The following is a 25,901-nucleotide window of genomic DNA, read 5'->3' on the forward strand; positions in this document are numbered from 1 at the left end:
GCCTGGCAGTACCTTAAAGGCGTGCCGCAGACTTCACCCACCGTCGTCGTCGTGACCGCGCTGGCCGTCGAGTACGACGCCGTACGAGCCCATCTCGGCGCCGACAGCGAGGAGTTGGTGCACGAGGACGGGACGCGGGTGGAGTGCGGGCGGTTGCCGGGCACCGAATGGACCCTGGCGCTCGCCGAGTTGGGCGAGGGCGCGGTGAACGCGTCCGCGCTGACGACGCAGATCCTCGGCTGGCTGCGGCCGGAGGCGGTGCTGTTCGTCGGCGTGGCGGGCTCCCTGAAGGCCGAGGTCGGAATCGGTGACGTGGTGGTCGGCACGAAGGTGTACGCGGTACAGGGCGGCAAGCTGACGCCGGAGGGTTTCCTGGCCCGCCCCGAGGTCTGGCACGGCTCGAACCGGCTGGTGCAGGCGGCACGTTCGGCATTGCGGGGCCTTGAGGACGTACGCGGCCACCTGAAGCCGATCGCCTGCGGGGACGTGGTCCTCGCGGACGACAGGTCGGCGTTCGCGGAGTTCATCAGGCGTCACTACAACGACGCGAACGCCATCGAGATGGAGGGCGCGGGGGCCGTCCACGCGGCGCAGGTGAGCGGGCAGGTGGACGCGCTCGTGATCCGGGGGATCAGTGACCGGGCCGATGCCGGGAAGCCGGCGGCGGACGCGAGTGGTTCGCAGCAGCGGGCGGCCGCACAGGCGGCGGCCGTGGCGATGGGGGTGCTGCGCAAGCACCGGCCGCGGGAGGCCTCCGGCCGGGCCGGTGCCGCGGAGGGATCCTCCCGGTACGGCGGCGACCACATCGACTTCCGGGGCGGGGTCTTCCACGGGCCGGTCATCGGCAAGCGGGTCGACCGGGAGCGGTAGCCGGCGTTCAATCCCTCGCAGACGCATTGACCTGACTAGACCACTCCACCTACGTTCACCGGGCAGCCATCCCCGCGCCACAACGACGTGAGCCCGCAGGAGGTCATGCCGTCATGCCCGTGCGCCCCACCGCCGCCCTGATCCCCACCCTCCTCGCCCTGGCCGCCGCGACGACCCTCACCGCCTGCGGCGGCGGTTCCGGGAGCGATCCGGACACGCTGAAGGTGTCCTTCAAGCAGTCGACGGACAACAACATCAAGGTGATGGACACCTTCCTCGCGGACATCAAGAAGCAGTTCGAGAAGAAGTACCCCGGCAAGAAGGTCGAGTTCATCCCGATCAAGGCCCCGGACTCGGAGTACTACACCAAGCTCCAGCAGATGCTCCGCTCCCCCAAGACCGCGCCCGACCTGGTCTACGAGGACACCTTCCTCATCAACTCCGACATCACCAGCGGTTACCTCAAGCCCCTCGACGACTACCTCGCCAAGTGGCCGGACTGGGACCGGTTCATCGACACGGCGAAGGCGGCGGCGAAGGGCGAGGACGGCAGGACGTACGGCGTCCCGGACGGTACCGACACCCGCGGGCTCTGGTACGACAAGGCCGTCTTCGCCGAGGCCGGCATCCCGGTCCCCTGGCAGCCGAAGACCTGGGACGACCTCCTGGAAGCGGCCCGCACGATCAAGGAGAAGGTCCCGGACGTCACCCCGCTGAACGTCTACACCGGCAAGCCCGCGGGCGAGGCCGCCACGATGCAGGGCTTCGAAATGCTCCTGTACGGCACCGAGGACCGCCTCTACGACGAGAGCGCCAGGAAGTGGATCGCCGGAAGCCAGGGCTTCAAGGACTCGCTCGCCTTCGTCGAGACGGTCTACCGGGAGAAGCTCGGCCCCGACGTCGCCGACGCCCTGGACCCCAACTTCGGCACCCGCGTACGCGGCGAACTCCTCCCCGAGGGCAAGCTCGGCATCGCCCTCGACGGCTCCTGGCTCCCGCAGGACTGGCTGGAGGGCAGCGGCCACGAATGGCCCGAGTGGTCCGAGAAGCTGGGCCTCGCCGCCATGCCGACCCAGCACGGCCAGGCCCCCGGCAAGGTGAGCATGTCCGGCGGCTGGACCTGGGCGATCCCCGCGAAGGCCGCCAACCCCGACCTCGCCTTCGACTTCATCACGACGATGCAGACCAAGGCGAACGCCCAGAAGTGGTACATCGCCAACTCCGGCATCGCGGTCCGCGAGGACGTCGCGGACGATCCCGCGTACGCCGGGGCCCAGCCCGGCACCAAGTTCTTCACGGACCTGGTCGCGCACACCCACTACCGGCCCGCCTACCCGGCGTACCCGAAGGTCTCCACCGCCATCCAGGAGGCGATGGAGAGCGTGACGACGGGTGACAAGTCGGTGGAGGAGGCGGCGAGGAACTACGACGAGGAACTCAAAACTGCCACCGATGACCAGGTGATCCGGAAGTGAGCCGGCGCGCATGAGGACGATCACCCGCGCACTGCCCCTCACCCCGGCCGTCGTCCTGCTGCTCCTCTTCCTCGCCGGCCCCATCGCCTACTGCGCCTGGATCGCCTTCACCGACCTCCAGCTCACCGGCCAGGCCGAGGAGTCGTTCGTCGGCTTCGAGAACTTCCGTACGGCGTTCGGCGACGAGGCCTTCCTGAACGCCGTATGGCTGACCCTCGTCTTCACGGTCGTATCGGCGCTGATCGGCCAGAACACCCTGGGCCTGGCCCTGGCCGCCCTGATGCACCGCGCGTCGAAGCCGGTCCGCACGCTGACGGGCGGCATCGTCATCGCCGCCTGGGTGCTCCCGGAGGTGGTCGCCGGCTTTCTGCTGTACGCCTTCTTCCGCCGCGAGGGCACCTTGAACGCCATCCTGGACTGGCTCCATCTCCCCTCCCAGAACTGGCTGTTCACCCTCCCCATCCTGGCGGTGTCGTTCGCGAACGTGTGGCGGGGCACGGCGTTCTCGATGCTGGTGTACTCGGCCGCGCTGAACGAGATCCCGAAGGAGATCACGGAGGCGGCCGAGGTCGACGGCGCGGGCGGCTGGCGCCGCCTGTGGCACATCACGCTGCCGATGATCCGCCGCTCCATCGGCACGAACCTGATGCTGATCACCCTGCAGACGCTGTCCGTGTTCGGCCTGATCTGGGTGATGACGCGAGGCGGCCCGGGCGGCAAGAGCCAGACGCTCCCGCTCTTCATGTACGAGGAGGCCTTCCAGAAGAGCATGATCGGCTACGGAACGGCGGTGGCGCTGCTGCTGCTGGTGGTCGGCTCGCTGTTCTCGGCCGTGTACCTGCGGCTGCTGCGGACGGAGGTGTAGGGCCGTGCGCTCCCGGACAACGCGCCGCCTCGCCGCCGACGCGGGGCTGCTGGCCGTCGCGGCGGCCTTCGTGCTCCCGCTGGCGTGGGTGGCCCTGTCCGCGGTCGATCCGCACGCGGACCTGTCGGTGAAGGTCCCGGACGGCGTGACCTGGGACAACTTCGACGCCGTCCTCACCGACGACATCACCTTCACGCCACTGCTCAACAGCCTGCTGCTGTGCGGGGGCGGGACGCTGCTGACGGTGGTGTGCGCGGCGCTGGCGGCGTATCCGCTGTCGCGCTTCCGCTCCCGCCTGAACCGGCCGTTCCTGCTGACGATCCTGTTCGCGACGTGCCTGCCGATCACGGCGATCATGGTTCCGGTGTACGCGCTGTTCGTCCAGGTGAACCTGATCGACACGATGCGGGGCACGATCTTCTTCTTCGCGGCCTCCCAACTGCCGTTCGCCATCTGGCTGATGAAGAACTTCATGGACGGCGTGCCGAAGGAGCTGGAGGAGGCGGCCTGGACGGACGGGGCCTCACCGCTGCAGTCCCTGCTCCGGATCGTCCTGCCGCTGATGGGGCCCGGGGTGGCGGTGGTGACGGTGTTCTCGTTCGTGATGATGTGGGGGAACTTCTTCGTCCCGTTCATGCTGCTGCTCACCCCCGACCGGATGCCGGCCGCGGTGAGCATCAACGAGTTCTTCGGGAACCGGGGGACGGTGGTGTACGGGCAGCTGGCGGCCTTCTCGGTGATCTATTCGACGCCGGTGATCCTGCTGTACGTACTGGTGGCGAGGCGGCTGGGCGGGGGGTTCGCGCTGGGCGGGGCGGTCAAGGGGTGACCGACGATCTTCAGCCACGCCACCCTCCGACGGCCGAAACCGTATGTTCCTACAATCCGTGATCCTGGCCGAACAGACCGTAGTCACCGCTCCCCGGTGCCCATAGCTTGAGCCCCGTGCGCCGACCCTCAGCTCAACCGAACCAGCCCATTCCGCCGACTCCCCCGTTCAACGCCCCCGCCGCCCGCCGGCTCCGTGCCGCCCTGAACATGGGCCCCGAACATGTCGCCTACGGCATGCGCGTCTCGTACGGCATGCCCTACGTCACCCCGGACCTCGTGATCGCCTGGGAACGCGGGATCGCCTCCCCCTCCAACCCCGAACTGACCGCTCTGGCAGGCGTGTTGTGGTGCTCGCCCGGTGAGCTGCTCGGCCGTCCGCGGACCCTGCGCGAGCACCGCATGGCCCGCGGTCTCGCCGCCGAGGACGTCGCCCGTGCCGTCGGGCACGAACTCCACGCCTATCTGCGGATGGAGGAGAGCGACGACTGGCGGGGCACCGAGCGGCAGGCCGCCGAGCTCGCCGCGCTGCTCGGGCTCTCGCTGGCCGACTTCGTCACCGTCACCGGCCGCGACGGCAAACTCGCCGACCTGCTGCGCAGCGCGGTGACGACGCGCTGGCAGGCGTACGTCCGCCCGATCGGCAAGCTCTGCCCGCTGGACCGGCGGCTCCTGGAGGATGCCCTCCAGGAACTGCACGAGGACTACCAGGGCCAGATGGTCTCCACCCTGAGCTGGGGCGGCGGCGACAGCGGCTCCAGCGCGTCCGGCCAGGACTTCCTGGCCCGGATCGTGGACCACTTCTGGACCCGGGTCAGTGATCGTTCTCCAGGTGGAGCCTGAGCAGGTCCACGCCGTAGTCGCCGCCGTTCGGGGTGCGGATGATGGTGTGGATGTGCTGTTGCGTCGGCGTCCCGCCGGGGCCGCCCGCCCCTCCCCCGTTCTCGTTGCCGTAGGCCAGCGGCGACTGCGCGTCGTACTCGATCAGGACCACGGGGCTGTGCACCCGGTAGTAGAACGCCGAGCTGTCCTTCGTCTCACCGATCCAGTAGAAGTACGTGTCGTCGAGATGCTCCTCGACCTCCGCCATCTTCACCTCGGCGTGGGCGTCGGCCATGGTGCCGACGTACACCCGCACCAGGTCGAGCAGCTTGCCGCGCTGCGCCCCGGTGAACCCGGACGCGGCGAGGCCCTGGTACGCCAGCTGGAGATTGTCCTGGCCCGCGCCCGCTTTGAGGTTGTCGCCGGCCTTCTCCTCCGAGGAGATCACCTTCGCCCGCTGGGCCGAGGTCAGGGAGCGCAGCAGGGCCAGACCGGCCTTCGTCTCCTTCCTGAAGGTCGTGATCTTCTCGCCGTTGTACGTCGCCGAGGTCGGCTCGGAGCCCATGAAGGTCGGGGTCATCACCACCTGGTCGCCCAGGACGAAGTAGTTGATCGCCAGGTGGTGGCCCTCGTACTGGAAGCCCCACGGCTTGGTGGTCGAGGGGCTGCCCATGAAGGTGAAGTAGTAGTGGCCCTCGGTCAGGGTCTCCTTGCCGCCGCCGTTGTACTCGCCGAGGTAGGCGTTGAGTTTCATGATGTTGCGGGCCTGGGTGAGCCCGTCCGCGGACAGGGCGGCGCCGAGCAGGGCGTAACCGAGTGCGCGCCGCTTCTCGGTGAGGTCGCCCATGCGGACGCCCTTGCGTTCGTAGCCGTCGACGTTGCTCCAGGCCAGCCACTCGTCGTCCTGGACGTCGTACTGCGCGGACCGCTTCTCCTTGGCGGACAGTCCGTCCAGGAAAGCCTGTGCCGCCTTCACGATCGCGTCGGTGGAGACGCCGGTGGAATGGATCGCGTAGAGGTCCTCCTGGACCGTGCCGTCCGTGGTCACCCCGACGAAGTCGTCGTACGCCACCGCCGAGGCGCCGGGGCCCATGCCGCCGCCACCCGGCGCGCCACCGCCCGGAGCGGCCGAGGACGACGAGGCGGTCGACGAGGAGGACGACGACGAGGACGAACCGGTCGAGCAGCCGGTCATCGTCGCCACCGCGGCGGCGCCGCCGACGAGCAGGGACTTGTTCATGAACCAGCGCCGGGTGCGCTCGGCCTCAGGGGTGCGGGGACGGTGTCCGTGTGCGTGCATGCGCACCACGGTGCGGCCCGCAGCTGAGACGCTCCTGAGCCGGACCTGTCAGGAAGCTTGGACTCGGACCTGTCAGGAAGCTGGGACCAAGGTCTAGAAGACCGACTCCGCCTCGTCCATCCGGTCCTTCGGGACCGTCTTCAGCTCGGTCACCGCTTCCGCCAGCGGCACCATCACGATCTCGGTGCCGCGCAGCGCCGTCATCCTGCCGAACTCGCCCCGGTGCGCGGCCTCCACGGCGTGCCAGCCGAAGCGGGTGGCGAGGACCCGGTCGTAGGCGGTGGGCACGCCACCGCGCTGGACGTGGCCGAGGATGACCGGCTTGGCCTCCTTGCCGAGGCGCCGCTCCAGTTCGTAGGCGAGGGCGGTGCCGATGCCCTGGAAGCGCTCGTGGCCGAACTGGTCGATCGCGCCCTTGCCGTAGTCCATCGAGCCCTCGGCGGGGTGGGCGCCCTCGGCGACGCAGATGACGGCGAACTTCTTGCCGCGCGCGAAGCGCTCCTCGACCATTTTCACCAGGTCGGCCGGGTCGAACGGGCGCTCGGGCAGACAGATGCCGTGGGCGCCGGCGGCCATGCCGGACTCCAGGGCGATCCAGCCGGCGTGGCGGCCCATGACCTCCACGACCATCACCCGCTGGTGGGACTCGGCCGTGGTCTTGAGGCGGTCCATCGCCTCCGTCGCGACCCCGACCGCGGTGTCGAAGCCGAAGGTGCGGTCGGTGGAGGAGATGTCGTTGTCGATCGTCTTCGGCACGCCGACCACCGGCAGTCCGGCGTCCGACAGCATCCGCGCGGCCGTCAGGGTGCCCTCGCCGCCGATCGGGATGAGGGCGTCGATGCCGAACTCCCGGGCGATGTCGGGAGCGTTGTCGCAGGCCTCGCGCAGCCGGTCGCGCTCCAGGCGAGAGGAGCCGAGGATGGTGCCGCCGCGGGCCAGGATGCCGCTCACCGCGTCGAGGTCGAGGGTGCGGTGGTGGCCGTCCAGCAGACCGGCGTAGCCGTCCTCGAACCCGATGACCTCGTCGCCGTACTGGGCGACGGCCCGGTGCACGACCGACCGGATCACTGCGTTCAGGCCGGGGCAGTCGCCGCCTGCGGTGAGAACTCCGATACGCATCGTGCTGTGTCTCCTGCTCGCTGTTGACACCAATGAGCCATTCCGATTGTTTCACGTCCCCGGGGGCGATGCCGCCTCCCCGAAGCTGACGGGCGCCTTATCTAGCGGCAGAGGTATTGTCAAGAGGGTTCTGCTCACCTCGGTGGGCGATTTTTATGACACTCGCTCGACGAAGGGGAGACCACGCGTGACGCGCAGCGTGTACGTGACCGGTATCGACCGCGGCGACGGCCGCCAGGTCGTCGAACTGGGGGTCATGGAACTCCTGACCCGCCGGGTCGACCGGGTGGGTGTCTTCCGGCCCCTCGTCCACGACGGGCCCGACCGGCTCTTCGAGCTGCTGCGGGCCCGCTACCGGCTGGTGCAGGACCCGGGAACCGTGTACGGCATGGACTACCACGAGGCGTCCGCGCTCCAGGCCGAGCAGGGCACCGACGAACTGGTCTCCACCCTCGTCGACCGCTTCCACCTGGTCGCCCGCGACTACGACGTCGTCCTCGTCCTCGGCACCGACTACGCCGACACCCAGTTCCCGGACGAGCTCTCCCTCAACGCCCGGCTCGCCAACGAGTTCGGCGCCTCCGTCATACCCGTGGTCGGCGGCCGCAAGCAGCCCGCCGAGTCGGTGCTCGCCGAGACCCGCAACGCCTACCGCGCCTACGACGGCCTCGGCTGCGACGTCCTCGCCATGGTGACCAACCGGGTCGCGCGGGGCGACCGGGACGAGATCGCCGAGCGGCTCGCCGACCGGCTGCCCGTCCCCTGTTACGTCCTGCCCGACGAGCCCGCCCTGTCCGCGCCCACGGTCGCGCAGATCGCCCATGCCCTCGGCGCGAAGACGCTCCTCGGCGACGAGTCGGGGCTCGCCCGGGACGCGCTGGACTTCGTCTTCGGCGGCGCGATGCTGCCGAACTTCCTGGGCGCTCTGACCCCGGGCTGCCTGGTCGTGACCCCGGGCGACCGGGCCGACCTGGTGGTCGGCGCACTCGCCGCGCACAGTGCCGGCACCCCGCCGATCGCCGGTGTGCTGCTCACCCTGAACGAGGTCCCGAGCGACGACGTCCTCACCCTCGCCGCCCGGCTCGCCCCCGGCACCCCGGTGATCTCGGTGCCCGGCAACAGCTTCCCCACCGCCGAGCAGCTCTTCTCCCTGGAGGGGAAGCTGAACGCCGCGACCCCGCGCAAGGCGGAGACCGCGCTCGGCCTGTTCGAGCGGTACGCCGACACCGGTGACCTGCTCAAGCGGGTCAGCGCCCCCAGCAGCGACCGGGTCACCCCGATGATGTTCGAGCACAAGCTGCTGGAGCAGGCCCGCTCCGACCTCCGCCGCGTGGTGCTGCCCGAGGGCACCGAGCCGCGGGTGCTGCACGCCGCGGAGGTGCTGCTGCGGCGCGGGGTGTGCGAGCTGACCCTGCTCGGCCCGGTGGACCAGATCCGCAAGAAGGCCGCCGACCTCGGCATCGACCTGGGCGAGACCCAGCTGATCGACCCGGCCGGCTCGGAGCTGCGCGACGCCTTCGCCGAGAAGTACGCCGCCCTGCGCGCCCACAAGGGCGTGACCGTGGAGCTGGCCTACGACGTCGTCTCGGACGTGAACTACTTCGGCACCCTGATGGTCGAGGAGGGCCTGGCCGACGGCATGGTGTCCGGTTCCGTGCACTCCACGGCGGCGACCATCCGGCCGGGCTTCGAGATCATCAAGACGAAGCCTGGGGGTCCCCCCTCTGGGGGAGCGTCGATCGTGTCCTCGGTCTTCTTCATGTGCCTCGCCGACAAGGTCCTCGTCTACGGCGACTGCGCGGTCAACCCCGACCCGAACGCCGAGCAGCTCGCCGACATCGCCATCCAGTCGGCGGCGACCGCCGCGCGGTTCGGGGTGGAGCCGCGGATCGCGATGCTGTCGTACTCCACGGGTACGTCCGGGTCGGGCGCCGACGTCGACAAGGTGCGCGAGGCGACGGAGCTGGTGCGACTGCGCAGGCCCGATCTGAGGATCGAGGGCCCGATCCAGTACGACGCCGCCGTCGAGCCGTCGGTCGCCGCGACCAAGCTGCCGGGCTCCGAAGTCGCCGGCCAGGCGAGCGTGTTGATCTTCCCCGACCTCAACACCGGCAACAACACCTACAAGGCCGTGCAGCGCTCGGCCGGCGCCATCGCCGTCGGCCCGGTTCTCCAGGGCCTGCGCAAGCCGGTCAACGACCTGTCCCGTGGCGCGCTCGTGCAGGACATCGTCAACACCGTCGCCATCACGGCGATCCAGGCCCAGTCCCCTCTGCAGAAGGCGTCCCAGCAGTGAGCTCCCCGCGTGGCACCCGCGTCCTCGTCCTGAACTCCGGCTCCTCGTCGGTGAAGTACCAGCTCCTCGACATGAGCGACGGCGGCCGGCTCGCGGTGGGCCTCGTCGAGCGCATCGGCGAGGAGTCCTCCCGGTTCAAGCACACCCCGAGGGACGGCGAGTCCCGGGAGCGCACCGAGCCGATCGCCGATCACGAGGCCGCCCTGAAGGCCGTCGCGGAGGAGCTGTCCCGGGACGGTCTCGGGCTCGACTCCCCCGAGCTGGCCGCGATCGGGCACCGGGTCGTGCACGGCGGCCGGCACTTCACCGAGCCGACCGTGATCGACGACGCGGTGCTCGCCGAGATCGAGCGGCTGATCCCGGTCGCCCCGCTGCACAACCCGGCGAACCTCACCGGGATCCGCACGGCCCAGGCGCTGCGGCCGGATCTGCCGCAGGTCGCGGTGTTCGACACCGCGTTCCACACCACGATGCCGGAGTCGGCCGCCCGCTACGCGATCGACGTCCGGACCGCGGACGAGCACCGCATCCGCCGCTACGGCTTCCACGGCACCTCGCACGCGTACGTCTCCCGGGCGACGGCCGAGCTGCTGGGCAGGTCGCCGGAAGAGGTGAACGTGATCGTGCTGCACCTCGGCAACGGCGCCTCCGCCTCGGCGGTCCGGGGCGGCCGGTGCGTGGACACCTCCATGGGACTGACGCCCTTGGAGGGCCTGGTGATGGGTACGCGGTCCGGAGACATGGATCCGGCCGTCATCTTCCATTTGATGCGTGTTGCCGGAATGTCCACCGATGAGATCGACACTCTTCTCAACAAGAAGAGCGGTCTGATCGGCCTGTGCGGTGACAACGACATGCGTGAGATCCGGCGCAGGATCGACGAGGGTGACAAAGAGGCGCAACTCGCCTTCGACATCTACATTCACCGCCTGAAGAAGTACATCGGCGCCTATTACGCCGTACTCGGACGGGTGGACGCGGTCGCCTTCACAGCGGGAGTCGGGGAGAACGCGAGTCCCGTGCGGGAAGCTGCCGTGGCCGGTCTGGAGGAGCTCGGACTGGCGGTGGACGGCGAGCTGAACGCCGTACGCGGTGACGAGCCGCGGCTGATCTCGCCGGAGTACGCGCGGGTGGCCGTGGCCGTGGTGCCGACCGACGAGGAACTGGAGATTGCGACGCAGACGTACGCGCTGGTAAATGGCTCACGGAACCTCACCTGAGCGGCATCCCGCCCTTTTGTATTTTCCGCCAGACGGAATATTCCGTAGCGAAACAAACCGATAGGATCGCCCCATGCGCCGTTCGAAAATCGTCTGTACTCTCGGCCCCGCGGTCGACTCCCAGGAACAGCTCGTGTCGCTGATCGAGGCCGGCATGAACGTGGCCCGCTTCAACTTCAGCCACGGCACGCACGAAGAGCACCAGGGGCGGTACGACCGCGTCCGGGCCGCCGCCGAACAGACCGGCCGTGCCATCGGTGTGCTCGCCGACCTCCAGGGTCCGAAGATCCGTCTGGAGACCTTCGCCGAGGGCCCGGTGGAGCTGGAGCGCGGTGACGAGTTCGTCATCACCACCGAGGACGTCCCGGGTGACAAGCACATCTGCGGAACCACCTACAAGGGCCTGCCGGGCGATGTCTCGCGCGGCGACCAGATCCTCATCAACGACGGCAACGTCGAGCTGAAGGTCCTGGACGTCGAGGGCTCCCGGGTCAAGACGATCGTCATCGAGGGCGGTGTCGTCTCCGACCACAAGGGCATCAACCTGCCGGGTACGGCCGTGAACGTGCCGGCGCTCTCCGAGAAGGACGTCGAGGACCTCCGGTTCGCACTGCGGATGGGCTGCGACATGGTCGCCCTGTCCTTCGTGCGGGACGCCGACGACGTGCAGGACGTCCACAAGGTCATGGACGAGGTCGGCCGCCGCGTCCCGGTCATCGCCAAGGTGGAGAAGCCGCAGGCGGTGGAGAACATGGAGGCCGTCGTCGCGGCGTTCGACGCCGTGATGGTGGCCCGTGGCGACCTGGCCGTCGAGTACCCGCTCGAGAAGGTCCCCATGGTGCAGAAGCGGCTGATCGAGCTGTGCCGCCGCAACGCCAAGCCGGTGATCGTCGCGACCCAGATGATGGAGTCGATGATCACCAACTCCCGCCCGACCCGCGCCGAGGCCTCCGACGTGGCCAACGCGATCCTGGACGGCGCCGACGCCGTCATGCTCTCCGCCGAGTCGAGCGTGGGCGCGTACCCGATCGAGACCGTCAAGACGATGTCGAAGATCGTCCAGGCGGCCGAGGAGGAGCTGCTCGCCAAGGGCCTGCAGCCGCTCGTCCCGGGCAAGAAGCCGCGCACCCAGGGCGGTTCGGTCGCCCGCGCGGCCTGCGAGATCGCCGACTTCCTCGGCGGCAAGGGCCTGATCGCCTTCACCAAGTCCGGTGACACCGCCCGCCGGCTGTGCCGCTACCGCGTCGCCCAGCCGATCCTGGCCTTCACCACCGACGAGGCCACCCGCAACCAGCTCACCCTCAGCTGGGGCGTGGAGTCGCACGTCGTCCCGTTCGTGAACAGCACCGACGAGATGGTCGACCTGGTCGACGGCGAACTGGTCAAGCTGGGCCGCTTCAACGAGGGCGAGATCGTCATCATCACGGCCGGCTCGCCCCCCGGCGTCCCCGGCACCACCAACATGGTCCGCGTCCACCACCTCGGTGGCGATCACACCGACTGAGGCCCCGCGAGGGGTCGTGTACGGCGCTGAGGGCGCCCCTGGACCAGGGGCGCCCTCAGGCGTTGTGCGGCTCCCGAACGGGCTTTTGAGGGCGCTCAGTCGGTGATGAACTGATGCAGCCCGGGCACGTGCAGGGTTCCGCCGAACTGGCCGGCCTGCACGACCTTCACCTTGGTGAAGTAGATCAGCGGGATGTTCAGCGGCGGCGGGTTCTCCGGGGTGAAGGTCACCGGGATCAGCCCCAGCAGGTTGCCGGAGATGGACTCGGTGTACATGAGCGTCTCGCCGTCGCGGATCGTCGACGTCGTTCCGGCGCCCGCCTGCACGTGGTACGTCTTGCCCGACTGCGGGTCCTCGACCGTCTGGTGCAGATCGCCGATGTCGGTGCCGTCGGAGATGACGTACTTCAGCACCTCCTTGGTGGTGCCGTTGGCCGTCTTCACCTTGACGATGCCCTGGTAGTCGGCGCCCTTGAGCAGCAGCGAGCTGGCGTTCAGGTACCACGGGTCGTCGGGCAGCGGGACGGTGTTGTCGACGCCGCCCTTGTCGTCCGTGGCGGCCGGGCAGTCCTCGGGATCGGTGGTGGAACTCGCCGACGGGCTCGGGGTCGCGGTGGCGGTGGCCTCGTCGGCCGCCTCGCCGGTGGCCTCGGCCGCCGGGGACGCCGCGTCGGTGGTGTCCTTGACCGCGTCCTCGACCGTCTCGGTGACCCCGTCGGTGACCTCGTCGGTGATCTCCTTGCCGGGGTCGGAGGCTTCGGCGCTCGGCGACGCGGAGGCCGACGGGGTGGCCGAGGGCGCCGGGCTCGCGCTCTCCGCGCCGTCACCCGGCGTGAAGATGCCGGTGATGGCGTCGCCGATGCCGTCCAGCAGGTTGCCGTCGGACTCCGAGGGCGACGGCGAGGGGGACGCCGTAGCGGTCTGCTCGCCACCGGACTGCGGCTCGGCGGTCCTGCTCTCGGACGCGGACGGCGTGGGCTCGGCCTCGTCGTCGGAACCTGAATCCGGCGAAGAGGGCTCACCCGTGGAGGCCGACGGGGTGGGTGTCGGTTCCGCCGTGTCGTCCTCGGCGGGGGATTCGCTCGCACTCTCGCTCACGGACGGCGACGGGGACGGGGACGCGGTCTCACCCTCCAGGGCGGCCACGCAGTCCTTGTACTCGTCGGCCGTCAGGCTCTTGGCGGCGGGCTGGTCCTCCGCGTTGGCGAGCGTCGGCGTGAAGCCCATCCCCATCAGGACCGCGGTCGGCATCGCGGCCAGCGCTATCGCCTTGCCGGCCGGCATGTGGAACCGGGTGAACAGCGGCTTCTTGGGAGCCGCGTGCCGCGGCCCGGTTCTCGCACGGGACTCCACGTCAGTCCCGTGGGTCACCTCGTCAGCCGGCACTGTGCCTCCCGTTCGCCCCGTTCGCCGGGCTCGTTCCTGACAGATCGTTCGGCTCATCCACCGTGTCCGCCTCAGCCGGGAGCGCGCCCGCGGGGGCGTCACCCTGCTCGACCGTGGCCTCCGGCACCGGCTGCGGCTGCGGCGGCGGGCCCGGCGCCCACGACACGGCCATCGCGCCGCCGACGAGGGCGAGCAGGAAGCCGATCAGGAAGCCGCCGAGGTTGGACACGGGGAGGGACACCAGCGCCAGCAGGATCGCCGCGACACCCGCGAAGGTGCGTACGTGCTTCTGGAACCAGAGGCTGACGCCGAGGACGACGAGCAGCACGCCGATGATCAGGGACCCGGCGCCCGCGGTGGTGGCCATCGCCAGCGTCAGGTGACCTATCTGGAGGTTCGCGTACGGGAAGTAGGCGATGGGGAGTCCACCGAGGATGATGAACAGACCGGCCCAGAAAGGCCTCTCGCCCCGCCAGGCGCGGAAGTGCCGCCTGATGACCCGGAGGTAGTGCTCGTCGCGGCCGGGTACGGCAGGAGTCTCGGCGCTCATGGAAAACAGCTCCCTGGTACGGCTTTGCTGTGGTGGTGAGTTGTGCGGCTCGGGCCGGGGGTGTGCGGACACGGCCGGAGTGGGGACGGGCGGGGGCGCCACCGGCTCCCCCGCCCGTCAGCGAGTGCTTAGTAGCACTCCTTGACACCCGTCGACAGCTTCATCGACAGACCGCTGAGCTTGAAGGTTCCGGCGGTGGTCGCCCACGCCGTCTGCTTCACGTCCTTCAGCACGACCGAGTCGGCCTGCTGCGCGAAGCCGAACGGGTTGGACTGCTCCTTGCCGCCCTTCATGCCGGGACCCTTGACGGCGTCCTTGGCGGCCACACCGATGTCGATGCCCTTGAACGTCGCGTCGGCGTTGAGCTCGGCGACGTCGATGTACAGGTTCTCGGCCTCGACCGGCTTGTCCGGGTCCTGGCCGGCCCGCAGGATCAGGCTGACACTCCCGAGGACCGGGATGTCGGGGGTGACGACCGACTGGCACAGGCTGTTGATGGTCGCGGTCTTGAAGGCCGAGACCGCGACGGGGTGAACCGTCTTCTTGCCGCTGAGCGTGTAGCCCTCGTCAAGGGCGCCGTACTGGCTGAAGCCCGTACCGTCGAGCTGCTTGGTCGTCACCTTGAACGACTGGCCCGACACGCTGAACGACGCGGCGAGAGCGCCCTGCGCGAGGGCGACACCTATCGCTGCCGTGGCGGCCACGCTGGGCACCATCACGACGGCGAACCGCTTCCATCTGGTCCCGCCACGCACCTGGGACTCCATATTTCCTCCTTCTCGGACGTACATCTCCTGGCCCTGACTGCCGCTGTCGAACGCGACGGCTCAGCCGGGCAGGGATGGGAGAAGTGCTACGTCCTCGGAAAGGAGAGCGCCTGCTTCGGCGGCGCGAACCGCGCCCGAATCACCGGCGATCACCCCCGAGCGACAACCACTGGTCGCGCCTGACACGCATCACGCACAACCTTGCTGGACAGGCTTCGCCTGGTGGCGAAGACCCCCCTGCCCGAGAGCCGGCGCCACTGCCGCCGGCTCTGCTCGGTGGGGACCCTGGACTCCCGTGACCCGACCGGCTGTCGGGTAGTTCGGGAATGGACCGAGCGTCGCCGATCGTGGTGCATTCTCGGCGCCCGCACAAGGGGGTTCGTTACTCGCTAGTAACGGCCGGATAACCGAACAACGACCCGCTGGTCTCGGACATCGACGGAGGGTGGTGCGAGGGGGGTGGACATGTCAGTGAATGGCCGGACAGAATCCGACAGAACAACGCCCTCGACTTACTGGAAGTAACAGCGGCCGCGATTACCAAGATTTGGTAAAGCGCGGCCGCTTTGGCACTTCGTCGGCAGTTCTTTCACTCGGGCAACACGCGCCCTCGCGTTTAGTGACTGGTCAGAACGGGGTTCGCGCCCCGGTCAGAACAGAGCGCGCGCCAGCGCCCTGCGCGCCGCCGTCACTCGCGGGTCGTCGGAGCCGACGACCTCGAACAGTTCCAGCAACCGCAGGCGTGCGGCCTCGCGCTCGTCGCCCGCGGTGCGCTGGACGGTCTCGATGAGCCGTCCGAAGGCGTCCTCGACATGACCGCCCACCAGATCCAGGTCGGCGGCGGCGATCTGCGCCTGCGCATCGGTCGGCCGGTCCGCCGCCTCCTTGCGCACCCGCGCCGGATCGGCGCCCTGCACCCGCTGCAGCAACTCGGCCTGCGCCAGGCCCAGTTTCGCCTCGGAGTTCCCCGGGTCGTCGCTCAGCACGTTCTTGTAGGCCTGGACCGCCCCGCCGAAGTCCCCCGCGTCGAGGGCCTGTACGGCGGCCTCCAGCAGCGCGTCGTACGGGCCGGCCGGTGCCGCGGGCGCCGGCTGGGCGGCGCCGGGCTCGGCCTCGGGGTCGACGGCGAGACCGGTGAGGCCGAAGCGCTGCTCGGCCACCGTCACCAGCTGGTCGAGGGTCCCTCGGATCTGCGCCTCGCCGGCGGCACCCTGGAAGAGCGGGAGCGCCTGGCCGGCGACGACGGCGAACACGGCCGGAATGCCCTGCACCCCGAACTGCTGCATCAGCATCTGGTTGGCGTCGACGTCGATCTTGGCGAGGACGAAGCGGCCGTTGTACTCGACGGCGAGCCGCTCGAGCACGGGGCTCAGCTGCTTGCAGGGCTGGCACCACTCGGCCCAGAAGTCGATGACGACGGGCACCTCGGTGGACCGCTGAAGTACGTCTCGCTCGAACCCGGCCTCGTCGACGTCGAGGACGAGGTCGGCGGGCGAGACGGCCCCTCCCCCGCCCTGCCGGGCGGCATCGGCGCGCGCCTGCTCCGCCTTCGCCTTGGCCTCTTGGGCCGCCTTCACCGCGGCGAGGTCGACGACTCCGCTCATGGACATGTTCCGTGGCTGCATGCGTCTATCCTCCCCCGTCTTCGCGCGCGAGTGAAAAGCGATGAGAAAAGCCGATCGGACGCCGGGTCCCCACCCCACGCCAGTGGTTTCGCTACGAGTCGTAGCGTAATGGCACCGGGCGCCTCCGGTACACCGTGCCCCGGTGATCTGTCTCACGGCGGCGACGGGAACCGCGGTGGTTATGGTCGGGGGATGCAGAGCAGCCTTCCCGCCCCACGTGCCACCGGGCGTCCCCGCAGCGCGGCGGCGGACGCCGCGATCCTCGCGGCGACGCGGGAGGCGCTGGTGGAGCTGGGCTGGTCGAAACTGACCCTGTCGGACGTGGCCGTGCGGGCCGGCGTCGCCAAGACGACGCTCTACCGCCGCTGGGCGGGGAAGAACGAGCTGGTGGTCGACGCGGTGGCCGAGCTGTTCGACGAACTCGAACTCCCCGACCGCGGCACCCTGGGCGCGGACATCGAGGGAGTGGTGCTGCAGTTCGCGGCGATCCTGGCCCGCCCGGAGGCCAAGAGCGGCCTGATGGCGGTGGTCGCGGAGTCCACCCGCGACGAGGCGCTGCGCGAGCGCATCCGCACGTCCATCGTCGACCGGCAGAAACGCCTGGTCCTGGAGGGCAGGGCACGGGCCCAGGCCCGCGGCGAACTCCCCCCGGAGACGGACGCGTCGGAGGCGGCCCGCACGGTGGACCTCATCTTCGACGTGGTCGCCGGCGCGGTCGTCCACCGCTGCCTGGTCAGCGCGGAACCGGCGGACGAGCAGTGGGTGCGGGGCTTCACGAAGGTACTGGTGGCGGGGCTGGCGGCAACGGCCGCGGGATGAGGCCGGCTTCGGCCGCCGGGGGGAGGCACTGAGCGACCCTCCCGGCCGCCTCGGCCGGCCCCGGGGTCAGAATCCGGCGGGCTCCGTGTACACGCCCCACTCGTCCCGCAGCACCCCGCAGATCTCGCCCAGCGTCGCCTCGGCGCGTACGGCGTCCAGCATCGGCTCGATCATGTTGGACCCGTCCCGGGCCGCGGCGAGCATCGCGTCCAGCGCGGACCGCACCGCCGCCTCGTCCCGGCCCGCCTTGCGCCCGGCGAGCTCCCGCACCTGCTCCCGCTCCACCTCGTGGCTCACCCGCAGGATCTCCAGGTCGCCGGTGACGGACCCGGTGTGGACGTTCACGCCCACCACCTTCTTGTCACCCTTCTCCAGCGACCGCTGGTACTGGAACGCCGACTCGGCGATCTCGCCGGTGAACCAGCCGTCCTCGATCCCCCGCAGGATGCCGGAGGTGATCGGGCCGATCGGATGGCGGCCGTCGGGATGCGCCCGCAGTCCCCGCTCCTTGATCTGGTCGAAGATCTTCTCCGCGTCCGCCTCGATGCGGTCCGTGAGCTGCTCGACGTACCAGGCACCGCCCAGCGGGTCCGCGACGTTCGCGACGCCGGTCTCCTCCATCAGCACCTGCTGGGTGCGCAGCGCGATCTCCGCCGCCTGCTCGCTCGGCAGCGCCAGCGTCTCGTCCAGCGCGTTGGTGTGCAGCGAGTTCGTCCCGCCCAGCACCGCCGCCAGCGCCTCCACCGCCGTCCGCACGACGTTGTTGTACGGCTGCTGCGCCGTCAGCGAGACACCCGCCGTCTGCGTGTGGAAGCGCAGCCACTGGGCCTTGTCGGAGGTAGCGCCGTAGACGTCCCGCATCCACCGCGCCCAGATGCGCCGCGCCGCGCGGAACTTGGCGATCTCCTCGAAGAAGTCGAGGTGCGCGTCGAAGAAGAAGGACAGGCCGGGGGCGAACACGTCCACGTCCAGGCCCCGGGACAGGCCCAGCTCGACATAGCCGAAGCCGTCCGCCAGCGTGTACGCCAGTTCCTGCGCAGCCGTCGCCCCGGCCTCGCGGATGTGGTAGCCGGAGACCGACAGCGGCTTGTAGGCGGGGATGCCGGCCGCGCAGTACTCCATCAGGTCGCCGATCAGCCGCAGATGCGGCTCGGGCTGGAAGAGCCACTCCTTCTGGGCGATGTACTCCTTGAAGATGTCCGTCTGGAGCGTGCCGTTCAGCACCGCCGGGTCCACGCCCTGGCGCTCCGCCGCCACCAGGTACATGCAGAACACCGGCACCGCCGGGCCGCTGATCGTCATCGAGGTCGTGACATCCCCGAGCGGGATGTCCTGGAACAGGACCTCCATGTCCGCCGCCGAGTCGATCGCCACCCCGCAGTGGCCGACCTCGCCCAGCGAGCGCGGGTCGTCCGAGTCGCGGCCCATCAGCGTCGGCATGTCGAAGGCGACCGACAGACCCCCGCCGCCGTTGGCGAGGATCATCTTGTAGCGCTCGTTGGTCTGCTCGGCGTTGCCGAAGCCGGCGAACTGCCGGATGGTCCAGGTACGCCCGCGGTAGCCGGTCGGGTACAGGCCGCGGGTGAAGGGGTACTCCCCCGGCCAGCCGATCCGCTCGAAGCCCTCATAGGTGTCCCCGGGACGGGGACCGTACACCGGCTCCACGGGGTCCCCGGAGAGCGTGGTGAAGTCAGCGTCGCGCTTGCGTGCGGCGTCGTACCGGGCCTGCCAGCGTCGGCGGCCCTCCTCGATGGCGTCAGCGTCCATGACTCCAAATTACTAGGACGTCCTAGTAAATGTCGATGGCTGTCGGCCATTCGCCGGGTCGCCCCAGCAAGGCTCCAGCAAGAACCGCCGGACGGTCGAGGCCGTCCGGCGGTGTACGCGGCTACGCCTTGGCGACCGCGGGTGACTCCTCGGCCACCTGCGCGTCCAGCTCGCGGCTGATCCGCCGCTCCACGAAGAACGCGGCCGTCGGGATCGTCCCGGCGAGCAGCACCCACAGCTGCTTGGCCACCGGCCACCTCGCCTTGGAGCCCAGGTCGAAGGCGAAGACCAGGTAGAGGACGTACAGCCAGCCGTGCGCGATCGAGACGACCCGGGTCGCGTCCGCCGCGCCGTCCACGTCCAGCACGTACTTGCCGATCATGCACAGGCACAGCAGCACCAGCAGCACACCGGTGACGTAGGCCATGACGCGGTAGCGGGTGAGCACGCTCTTTTTCATACGGTCGAGCGTAACGACCCGTTCCGGGCGATCTTTCCCCGGGTCACTGCTCCTCGAAGTCGTGCGCGGCGATGCGCAGCGGGCGCAGCATGGCGAAGATCTCCGCGCACTCCTCCGCGTCGTACACCCCGAGACCGAAGTCCATCGCCATCAGGTCACGGGTGGCCGCCTCGACCACCTCGCGGCCCTTCTCCGTGATGGAGGCGAGCGTGCCGCGCCCGTCGTTGGGGTTGGGGCGCTTGTCGACCAGGCCCGACCTGACCAGCCGGTCGACGGTGTTCGTCACGGACGTGGGGTGCACCATCAGCCGCTCGCCGATCTTGGACATCGGCAGCTCGCCGGCCTTGGAGAAGTTGAGCAGCACCAACGCCTCGTACCGGGCGAAGGTCAGCCCGTACGGCTTGACCACCGCGTCGACCTCGGCGAGCAGGATCTGCTGGGCGCGCATGATCGAGGTGATCGCCGCCATGGACGGCACGTTTCCCCAGCGCTGCTTCCAGAGTTCGTCGGCGCGGGCGATGGGGTCGAAAGGAAGACTGAGCGGCTTCGGCACGGCACCAGACCCTACCGGCCGGTCATATGGCGGTCAGCCCTGTCTCGCTCCTCGGTCGACCTGCCCCGGGGGCGGTGTGCGCCATGTCTTTTCCAGGGCGATTCGCACGGTTATGCAACGATTGATCACACATCGTCATCTATCGCAACCGACCGTCACCTCATCTCACCAAGGGAGCAGCATGCCCCGGCTGATCCACACCCTCGCGGCTCTCGCGGTGCTCGGAGTCGCGGCGGGCTGTGCCCCCGGCTCCGACGTCGACGAGGCCTCCGCCGTCGGCGCCGCCTCGAGCAAGGGGAGCCCGGCGCCCGCCTCACCGTTCTGGGTCGATCCCGAGAGTCCGGCCGCACGGCAGATCACGCAGTGGGAGCGCGAGGGCCGCACCGAGGACGCGCGGCTGCTGCGCCGGATCGCCGACCGCCCGGCCGCGCTGTGGCCGCCCGCCGAGACCGACCCCGGCCCCCTCGTCCGCAGGGCCACCGCCGCGGCCACCGCCCAGGGGCGGACCGCCCTCCTCGTGGCGTACGACATTCCGCACCGGGACTGCGGCCAGCACTCGGCGGGCGGGGCCGCGGACGCGGACGCGTACCGCGGCTGGATCGAGAAGTTCGCGAGCGCGCTCGGGGAGAGCAAGGCGCTGGTCGTGCTGGAGCCGGACGCGGTGGCGCACATCGTGGACGGCTGTACGCCGGGCGAGTTGCACGCCGAGCGGGAGCAGCTGCTGGGCGAGGCGATCCGCCGGCTCAAGAAGCAGCCGCACACCAAGGTGTACCTGGACGCGGGCAACCCGTCCTGGATCAAGGAGCCGGCCAAGCTGGTGGAGCCGCTGCGACGGGCCGGGATCGCCGACGCGGACGGCTTCGCGCTGAACGTCTCCAACTTCCAGACGAACGCGGTGACCGCGGAGTACGGCCTGCGGCTGTCCCGGAGCCTGGGCGGCAAGCACTTCGTCATCGACACCAGCCGCAACGGCAACGGTCCGCTGCCCGGCGTCTGGTGCAACCCGCCGGGGCGCGCCCTCGGCACCCCGCCCTCGACGGACACCGAAGAGCCCGCCCTGGACGCCTATCTGTGGGTGAAGCGGCCCGGGGAGTCGGACGGGACCTGCGCGGGCGGTCCGAACGCCGGGCAGTGGTGGCCGGAGTACGCGCTGGCGCTGGCACGCAACTCCGGCTCCCGGTAGATCACTTCACCTTGATCCAGTGCGCCACGGACGGGGTGCCCTCCGCGTCGGTGACGAACAGCATGTACCAGCCGGGCGGCACCAGCGCCGGGTCCTTCGGCACGGTCACCGTCACCGAGCGGGCGTCCTTGGTCAGGCCGAGCTCGATGGAGCGCTGCTCGACGTCCGTGGTGTGGGTGACCGCGCTGGGGCGCATCAGGCGGGCCTTGACGATCCGCTCCGGGTGCTCGGTGCGGTAGGTCGCCCGGTGCTCGGCGTCGAGGAGCTTCGGTCCCTCCTTCAGTACGGGGCGGTCGGCGCCGTTGCGGTGCAGGGCGGGCGGGGTGAAGACCTCCATGCGCTGCTCGAAGTGGCCGAGCTTGGTGTTCTGCTGGTCGTCGAAGAGGGGGTCGGAGCCGAAGGTGGCGACCCGGCCGTCGGGCAGCAGCAGTGCCTCGGAGTGGTAGTTGCGGCCCACCTTGGGGGCGGCGGCCTCCCGGAAGACGTTCTCCTTGGGCAGGTAGAACTGCGCCTTGAGGATGTTGCTGGCGCTGCGGCCGCGGTAGTCCTCGGAGCCGTTGGCCGTGAAGACGGTGTCGTCCGGCATGATCACGCTGTTCAGGTAGCGGGTGCCCTGGGGCAGGTCGGGGCCGTCCTGGAAGACGGGGTTGTCCTTCTTCAGGTCGATGACGGCCGTGCGCGGGGTGGACTTCTTCGACTCGCCGACGCCTCCGCCGCCGAGGATCATGACCTTCTGGTCCTGGGCGGGGGGCAGCAGGAGGGATGCGGCGGTCTCGGTCGCGTCCGCGTCGCGCAGACCGGGCACCTTCTCGAAGGTGTTGGTCTTCAGGTCCCACAGCCCCGGGTCGCGGCCCATCTCGGCGGGGCCGTAACCGGCGTTGGCCGCCGGGTAGAAGAGCTTGCCGCCCTTGGTGAGGAACAGGGCCGGATAGGTGGGGAAGTAGCGCTTGGGGCCCGGGGACCACTTCTTGGTCTCCGGGTCGTAGATCTCGTTGTCCCCCGGGTCGACCACACCGACGTCGTCCAGCCCCGACACGGCGAGCACCCGTCCGTCGTCCAGGCCGACCAGGGTCGGGTACCAGCGGGCCTTGTCCATGGGGTCGACGGGGATGTACTTCTCGGCGACGGGGTCGAACTCGTAGGCCGCGCGGATGCCCTGGAAGTCCTGCTTCTCCAGCGTGATCTTCTCGGAGAGACCGTAGATGTTCTTGGCGTCCCGGCCGTTCAGCCCGACCACCTCGTACTGCGTCTGGGTGTCGGTGACCGACAGGGGGCCCTTCTCCACGGCCTCCACGAAGACCCGGGCCTCGCTGGCGGTGACCTTCGTCCGCCAGGGCCGCATCGCGCCGCTCTGGGTGTACGTCACCTTGAAGGTGCGCTTGGCCTTGGGGACGGTGACGTCGAAGCGGGTGACGTACTCGACGCCCGCCGGTGAGCGGAAGCGGGTGCCCTTCTTCAGGATCACGGCCTTGTCGGGGTTCTCGTTCTTGACCCGCATGCCGCCGCCGGCCCGCTCGACCTCTCCGTCGAGGAGTTCGTAGCGGGCCGTCCCCCCGGCCACCAGCAGGCGGCCGTCGGGGAGTTGGGCGTGGCCGGAGCAGAAGAAGTCGTCGGGGGTGGGGATCTTCTTGAAGGTGTTGTCCCGCGGGTCCCACAGGACGGTGTCGAAGGACCCCTTGTCGAACTTCTTCTGCTCGTTGCCCGAGCCCGCCACGATCAGCACCTTGCCGGTGTGCAGCAGGGCCGCGTGGATGGCGTTGGTGCGGTACTCCTCCGGGATGTCGATCTGGGTCCAGGAGCCGTAGCGGGCCTTGTAGGCGGGCTGGGCGATCTTGTACTCGTGGTAGCGCTCACCCGCGAAGTCCAGTGCGGCGGGGGCGTTGAGGCCGGCCAGGACCGCGATGCCGCCGATGCCGAGGACGGTCTTCTTGGTCTTCTGCGAGGGCTGGTAGGCCATGAGCTAGTTGCCTCCTGTCGTGCTGCCGGGGGCGGTCGCGCCGCTGGTGGCGAGGGCCGGCTCGGTGCCCTCGACGGGCCGTGGGGCGGGGCGCGGCGCCTGCCGTGCGCGGCGCTCCGCGTACTGGGTGCCGGCCCATACCGCGACCGGTGCCAGGGAGATGGCCATGGCCAGCACCGCCCAGGTGCGCATGGCGGCATGGGTGTGGTCGAGGACCGTCGAGGCGACGAGCGAGACGGCGAGCAGGGCGGCCCAGCCCAGGTGGATGCGGAAGGTGAGCAGCCGGTCGGGGCTGGCGTCCCCGCCCTTGGGGGTGACGACGAACCTGCTGGGACGGCGGATCAGCGCCTCCCCGAAGGACTTGAGGTAGATCGGCGCGGAGAGCGCGGACATCGCCATGCCGGCGAGTCCGCCGGAGCCCCGCGGTTCGTGCGGGGAGACGTTGTGCCGGCGGTTCCACAGGTAGAGGCCGATCTGCAGGGCGGCGGCGTCGCTGTAGAGCATCAGCCACACGGAGGCCGCGACCTGGGTGCCGGAGGCGCCGAACCAGAGGAAGAGGACACAGCTGAGGATGCCGAGGAGCCAGTTGACGGCCGTCATCGGGTAGTAGACGAGCATCATGGTGTACGAGAAGAGACGGCCGGGCGGCATGCTGAACGGCGCCCTCCAGTACTGCTTGAAGAGGGTCTCGTAGGTCCCCCGGGACCAGCGCATCTGCTGGGTGAAGAAGTCGGTCCAGGAGGCCGGTCCCTCGCCGACGGCGAGCACGTCCGGGGTGTAGACGGACTGCCAGTGGGCGCCGGTTCGCGGGTTGCGGTGCCGGTGCAGCTCGAAGCCGGTGGCCATGTCCTCGGTGATGGAGTCGTACAGGCCGCCGATCTGCCGGACGGCGGAGATCCGTACGACGTTGTTGGTGCCGACGAACATGGGGGCGCGGTAGCGGTTCCCGGCGCGCTGGATGAGCGCGTGGAAGAGGAACTGCTGCGACTCGGCGGCCTTGGTGACGGGGTTGTGGTAGTTGCCGTAGACCTGGGGGCCGACCACGAAGGCGACGTCCGGGTCGCGGAAGTAGCCCATCATCCGCTCCAGGAAGTTCGGGAGCGGGACGTGGTCGGTGTCGACGGAGGCGAAGAAGTCGTAGTCGCCGCCGTGCATGGCGATCCACGCGTTGTAGTTGCCGTGCTTGGTGCGGGCCTTGTGGACGCCCTTGGCGCGGTTCCACTCCGGGACGCCGAGGCGGGTGAAGTGGCGGACGCCGAGTTCGGCGCAGAGGGCCTTGGCCCCGTCGTCGTCGCCCTCGTCGAGGAGCCAGATGTCGAGAGGGCCGGGGTGGGTGATCCTGGTCGCGCCCTCGAGGGTGGCGCGGAGCATGGAGAGGGGTTCCTTGCCCGGGACGTAGGTCGTGAGGAAGGCGACTCTGGTGCCGGGTTCGGGGGTGACCGGGACCGGGTCGCGGGCCACCAGGGTGGCGTGGGCGACGGAGGCGACGTTGACGACCATGAAGAGTTCGATGAGCCCGATCGATATGAGCATGGTGACGTCGAGGCCGGTCAGCCAGCGGTCGGCGCCCTCGCGCTCGACCCAGTGGGTCGGCCAGACGAGGTAGACCAGCAGGGCGCCGGTGAGCAGGGGCGCCAGGGTCATCAGGAGGACGGCTCGTATTCGGCGCGGCTCACGGGCGAGTAGCGAGGCGTACTGCACCCGGTACCCCGCGTCGGCCGGCTCGGTGAGCGGTCCGGCGAGTCGGCTGTGGGTGTCGTAGTCATAGCCCTCCGGCCGCACAGCGCCCTCCAGTGATTGAGGAGTCATCGGCGAAATGCGCCGATACCCCTACACAAGATGAGATACGTGGTCGTGTCGAACTGGGGGCGTCCAGGTGGGTGCCCGCCCCGCCAGGAGGACGGACCGGTTCCGGATCCGCCTGACGGGACGGCGAGTTCGGGGGCGCTGCTGCTGTGGGGGGCAGGGGGCGGCCCGGCGGGCTGGAGCAGGGGCCGGTCGCTCGGTAGGTGCGGAATGCCGCCGGGGCTGTGCTCCCGTGTGTCCGGGGGGCTCGGCTGGGGGTGGCGAGGACACCGAGGCCGTTGCGCCGGACGGCGGGTCAGCGCGGGCGGGCGAGGCGCAGGGGTGGTGCGGACTGGGCGCCAGGATGGGTGGGTGTCGGTTCGGGCGGCGGGCGGCGGGCGGCGGGCGGCGGGCGGCGGGCGGCGGGCGGGCCAGGGTGACGGCCGGGCCAGGGTGACGGCCGGGACGGCGCCGACGTCGGTGAGGGGCCGCCTGCAGCGGGAGGCGCGGCAGAGCGGGTCACCGAGCCGGTCCAGCGGGTGCCCGGAGCGTACGGCGACGCCGTGGACGGGCAGGTCGGCGGCGCAGCCCGCGGGCGCCGCCGTGGATGGCGCCGCGACACCCTCACCCCCGCCTGGCACAGCGGGACCACCCGCCGCCCGCCGGGACCGTGCGCTGCAGCCGCTGCGGTGAGGAGCAGGTGACGCCCCTGCCGTGCGCCCAACCGCCCGGCACGGCCCGCCGCCCGCAC

General features: G+C 70.0%; 21 protein-coding genes. 10 read left to right on the top strand and 11 right to left on the bottom strand.

What is annotated here, in order from left to right:
- The first annotated feature begins 21 nt into the window (after positions 1-21).
- The 5 genes from ACFYW5_RS01315 to ACFYW5_RS01335 all read left to right on the top strand — a co-directional run bounded on the left by ACFYW5_RS01315 (position 22) and on the right by ACFYW5_RS01335 (position 4,881).
- A complete protein-coding gene (locus ACFYW5_RS01315) occupies positions 22-870 on the top strand; it encodes a 5'-methylthioadenosine/S-adenosylhomocysteine nucleosidase (protein ID WP_389414878.1) in 849 nt (282 codons plus the stop codon).
- Between the two features lie 113 nt (positions 871-983).
- Entirely contained in the window at positions 984-2,345 is a 1,362-nt protein-coding gene (locus tag ACFYW5_RS01320) for an ABC transporter substrate-binding protein (protein WP_389414879.1), read from the top strand.
- A 10-nt stretch (positions 2,346-2,355) separates the two neighbouring features.
- The gene (locus tag ACFYW5_RS01325) at positions 2,356-3,210 is read left to right on the top strand and encodes a carbohydrate ABC transporter permease (protein WP_389414880.1); all 855 of its coding nucleotides are present in this window, start codon (positions 2,356-2,358) and stop codon (positions 3,208-3,210) included.
- 4 nt (positions 3,211-3,214) lie between these two features.
- Positions 3,215-4,039, top strand: a complete 825-nt coding sequence (locus ACFYW5_RS01330) for a carbohydrate ABC transporter permease (RefSeq protein ID WP_389414881.1) — start codon at positions 3,215-3,217, stop codon at positions 4,037-4,039.
- 116 nt (positions 4,040-4,155) lie between these two features.
- The gene (locus ACFYW5_RS01335; protein WP_389414882.1) at positions 4,156-4,881 is read left to right on the top strand and encodes an XRE family transcriptional regulator; all 726 of its coding nucleotides are present in this window, start codon (positions 4,156-4,158) and stop codon (positions 4,879-4,881) included.
- Here ACFYW5_RS01335 and ACFYW5_RS01340 read toward each other — a convergent pair.
- Both ACFYW5_RS01340 and ACFYW5_RS01345 read right to left on the bottom strand, forming a co-directional pair.
- Complete coding sequence (locus ACFYW5_RS01340; protein ID WP_389414883.1) at positions 4,853-6,160, bottom strand: DUF3500 domain-containing protein; 1,308 nt, start codon at positions 6,158-6,160, stop codon at positions 4,853-4,855. The two genes, ACFYW5_RS01335 and ACFYW5_RS01340, sit on opposite strands and share 29 nt — an antisense overlap.
- Positions 6,161-6,253: 93 nt before the next feature.
- Entirely contained in the window at positions 6,254-7,279 is a 1,026-nt protein-coding gene (locus tag ACFYW5_RS01345) for an ATP-dependent 6-phosphofructokinase (protein WP_389414884.1), read from the bottom strand.
- Positions 7,280-7,466: 187 nt separating this feature from the next.
- Between ACFYW5_RS01345 and pta the strand changes: the two genes are divergently transcribed.
- From pta to pyk, 3 genes are all read left to right on the top strand, one after another.
- Complete coding sequence (gene pta, locus ACFYW5_RS01350) at positions 7,467-9,575, top strand: phosphate acetyltransferase (RefSeq protein ID WP_389414885.1); 2,109 nt, start codon at positions 7,467-7,469, stop codon at positions 9,573-9,575.
- Positions 9,572-10,795, top strand: coding sequence for an acetate kinase (locus tag ACFYW5_RS01355; protein ID WP_389414886.1), 1,224 nt, complete (start codon positions 9,572-9,574; stop codon positions 10,793-10,795). Before pta ends, ACFYW5_RS01355 begins: the two co-directional genes overlap by 4 nt.
- 73 nt (positions 10,796-10,868) lie before the next feature.
- The gene (gene pyk, locus ACFYW5_RS01360; protein ID WP_389414887.1) at positions 10,869-12,299 is read left to right on the top strand and encodes a pyruvate kinase; all 1,431 of its coding nucleotides are present in this window, start codon (positions 10,869-10,871) and stop codon (positions 12,297-12,299) included.
- 95 nt (positions 12,300-12,394) lie between these two features.
- Here the strand turns inward: pyk and ACFYW5_RS01365 are convergent, their stop codons facing one another.
- From ACFYW5_RS01365 to ACFYW5_RS01380, 4 genes are all read right to left on the bottom strand, one after another.
- Positions 12,395-13,684 (bottom strand): hypothetical protein, encoded by a 1,290-nt coding sequence (locus ACFYW5_RS01365; RefSeq protein WP_389414888.1) that lies wholly within the window; start codon positions 13,682-13,684, stop codon positions 12,395-12,397.
- Entirely contained in the window at positions 13,674-14,234 is a 561-nt protein-coding gene (locus tag ACFYW5_RS01370; protein ID WP_389414889.1) for a DUF6114 domain-containing protein, read from the bottom strand. The genes ACFYW5_RS01365 and ACFYW5_RS01370 overlap by 11 nt, the downstream gene beginning before the upstream one ends.
- 128 nt (positions 14,235-14,362) lie before the next feature.
- Positions 14,363-15,001 carry a DUF6230 family protein gene (locus ACFYW5_RS01375; RefSeq protein WP_389414890.1) on the bottom strand — a complete coding sequence of 213 codons (639 nt, stop codon included), beginning with the start codon at positions 14,999-15,001 and terminating at the stop codon, positions 14,363-14,365.
- A gap of 650 nt (positions 15,002-15,651) precedes the next feature.
- Positions 15,652-16,626 carry a tetratricopeptide repeat protein gene (locus ACFYW5_RS01380; RefSeq protein WP_389414891.1) on the bottom strand — a complete coding sequence of 325 codons (975 nt, stop codon included), beginning with the start codon at positions 16,624-16,626 and terminating at the stop codon, positions 15,652-15,654.
- 192 nt (positions 16,627-16,818) lie between these two features.
- Between ACFYW5_RS01380 and ACFYW5_RS01385 the strand changes: the two genes are divergently transcribed.
- The gene (locus tag ACFYW5_RS01385) at positions 16,819-17,445 is read left to right on the top strand and encodes a TetR/AcrR family transcriptional regulator (protein ID WP_389414892.1); all 627 of its coding nucleotides are present in this window, start codon (positions 16,819-16,821) and stop codon (positions 17,443-17,445) included.
- Positions 17,446-17,511: 66 nt separating this feature from the next.
- On the opposite strand, the gene ACFYW5_RS01390 is transcribed toward ACFYW5_RS01385, so the two are convergent.
- The 3 genes from ACFYW5_RS01390 to ACFYW5_RS01400 form a co-directional block, all read right to left on the bottom strand.
- Positions 17,512-19,212: a methylmalonyl-CoA mutase gene (locus ACFYW5_RS01390; protein ID WP_389414893.1), complete on the bottom strand. Its 1,701-nt coding sequence runs from the start codon at positions 19,210-19,212 to the stop codon at positions 17,512-17,514.
- A gap of 121 nt (positions 19,213-19,333) precedes the next feature.
- Entirely contained in the window at positions 19,334-19,672 is a 339-nt protein-coding gene (locus ACFYW5_RS01395) for a DUF3817 domain-containing protein (protein WP_389414894.1), read from the bottom strand.
- Positions 19,673-19,715: 43 nt separating this feature from the next.
- Complete coding sequence (locus ACFYW5_RS01400; protein WP_389414895.1) at positions 19,716-20,225, bottom strand: MarR family winged helix-turn-helix transcriptional regulator; 510 nt, start codon at positions 20,223-20,225, stop codon at positions 19,716-19,718.
- Between the two features lie 181 nt (positions 20,226-20,406).
- Here ACFYW5_RS01400 and ACFYW5_RS01405 point away from each other — a divergent pair, with 181 nt between their 5' ends.
- Entirely contained in the window at positions 20,407-21,408 is a 1,002-nt protein-coding gene (locus ACFYW5_RS01405) for a glycoside hydrolase family 6 protein (protein ID WP_389414896.1), read from the top strand.
- A 1-nt stretch (position 21,409) separates the two neighbouring features.
- Here ACFYW5_RS01405 and ACFYW5_RS01410 read toward each other — a convergent pair whose 3' ends face one another.
- Both ACFYW5_RS01410 and ACFYW5_RS01415 read right to left on the bottom strand, forming a co-directional pair.
- Positions 21,410-23,365 (bottom strand): galactose oxidase-like domain-containing protein, encoded by a 1,956-nt coding sequence (locus tag ACFYW5_RS01410; protein ID WP_389414897.1) that lies wholly within the window; start codon positions 23,363-23,365, stop codon positions 21,410-21,412.
- A gap of 3 nt (positions 23,366-23,368) precedes the next feature.
- On the bottom strand, positions 23,369-25,174 hold the full coding sequence (locus ACFYW5_RS01415; RefSeq protein WP_389414898.1) for a glycosyltransferase family 2 protein: 1,806 nt from the start codon (positions 25,172-25,174) through the stop codon (positions 23,369-23,371).
- Positions 25,175-25,901 lie beyond the last annotated feature (727 nt).

This window comes from Streptomyces sp. NPDC002779 (genome assembly GCF_042888685.1).
Taxonomy (GTDB): domain Bacteria; phylum Actinomycetota; class Actinomycetes; order Streptomycetales; family Streptomycetaceae; genus Streptomyces.

What these genes read in the sequence shown, in the direction of transcription:
- ACFYW5_RS01375 (WP_389414890.1), bottom strand. Translation starts at nt 15,001, where the DNA reads ATGGAGTCCCAGGTGCGTGGCGGGACCAGATGGAAGCGGTTCGCCGTC.
- ACFYW5_RS01405 (WP_389414896.1), top strand. Translation starts at nt 20,407, where the DNA reads ATGCCCCGGCTGATCCACACCCTCGCGGCTCTCGCGGTGCTCGGAGTC.
- ACFYW5_RS01385 (WP_389414892.1), top strand. Translation starts at nt 16,819, where the DNA reads ATGCAGAGCAGCCTTCCCGCCCCACGTGCCACCGGGCGTCCCCGCAGC.
- ACFYW5_RS01395 (WP_389414894.1), bottom strand. Translation starts at nt 19,672, where the DNA reads ATGAAAAAGAGCGTGCTCACCCGCTACCGCGTCATGGCCTACGTCACC.
- ACFYW5_RS01370 (WP_389414889.1), bottom strand. Translation starts at nt 14,234, where the DNA reads ATGAGCGCCGAGACTCCTGCCGTACCCGGCCGCGACGAGCACTACCTC.
- ACFYW5_RS01410 (WP_389414897.1), bottom strand. Translation starts at nt 23,365, where the DNA reads ATGGCCTACCAGCCCTCGCAGAAGACCAAGAAGACCGTCCTCGGCATC.
- ACFYW5_RS01415 (WP_389414898.1), bottom strand. Translation starts at nt 25,174, where the DNA reads ATGACTCCTCAATCACTGGAGGGCGCTGTGCGGCCGGAGGGCTATGAC.
- ACFYW5_RS01320 (WP_389414879.1), top strand. Translation starts at nt 984, where the DNA reads ATGCCCGTGCGCCCCACCGCCGCCCTGATCCCCACCCTCCTCGCCCTG.
- ACFYW5_RS01345 (WP_389414884.1), bottom strand. Translation starts at nt 7,279, where the DNA reads ATGCGTATCGGAGTTCTCACCGCAGGCGGCGACTGCCCCGGCCTGAAC.
- ACFYW5_RS01325 (WP_389414880.1), top strand. Translation starts at nt 2,356, where the DNA reads ATGAGGACGATCACCCGCGCACTGCCCCTCACCCCGGCCGTCGTCCTG.
- ACFYW5_RS01380 (WP_389414891.1), bottom strand. Translation starts at nt 16,626, where the DNA reads ATGCAGCCACGGAACATGTCCATGAGCGGAGTCGTCGACCTCGCCGCG.
- ACFYW5_RS01340 (WP_389414883.1), bottom strand. Translation starts at nt 6,160, where the DNA reads ATGCACGCACACGGACACCGTCCCCGCACCCCTGAGGCCGAGCGCACC.
- pyk (WP_389414887.1), top strand. Translation starts at nt 10,869, where the DNA reads ATGCGCCGTTCGAAAATCGTCTGTACTCTCGGCCCCGCGGTCGACTCC.
- ACFYW5_RS01390 (WP_389414893.1), bottom strand. Translation starts at nt 19,212, where the DNA reads ATGGACGCTGACGCCATCGAGGAGGGCCGCCGACGCTGGCAGGCCCGG.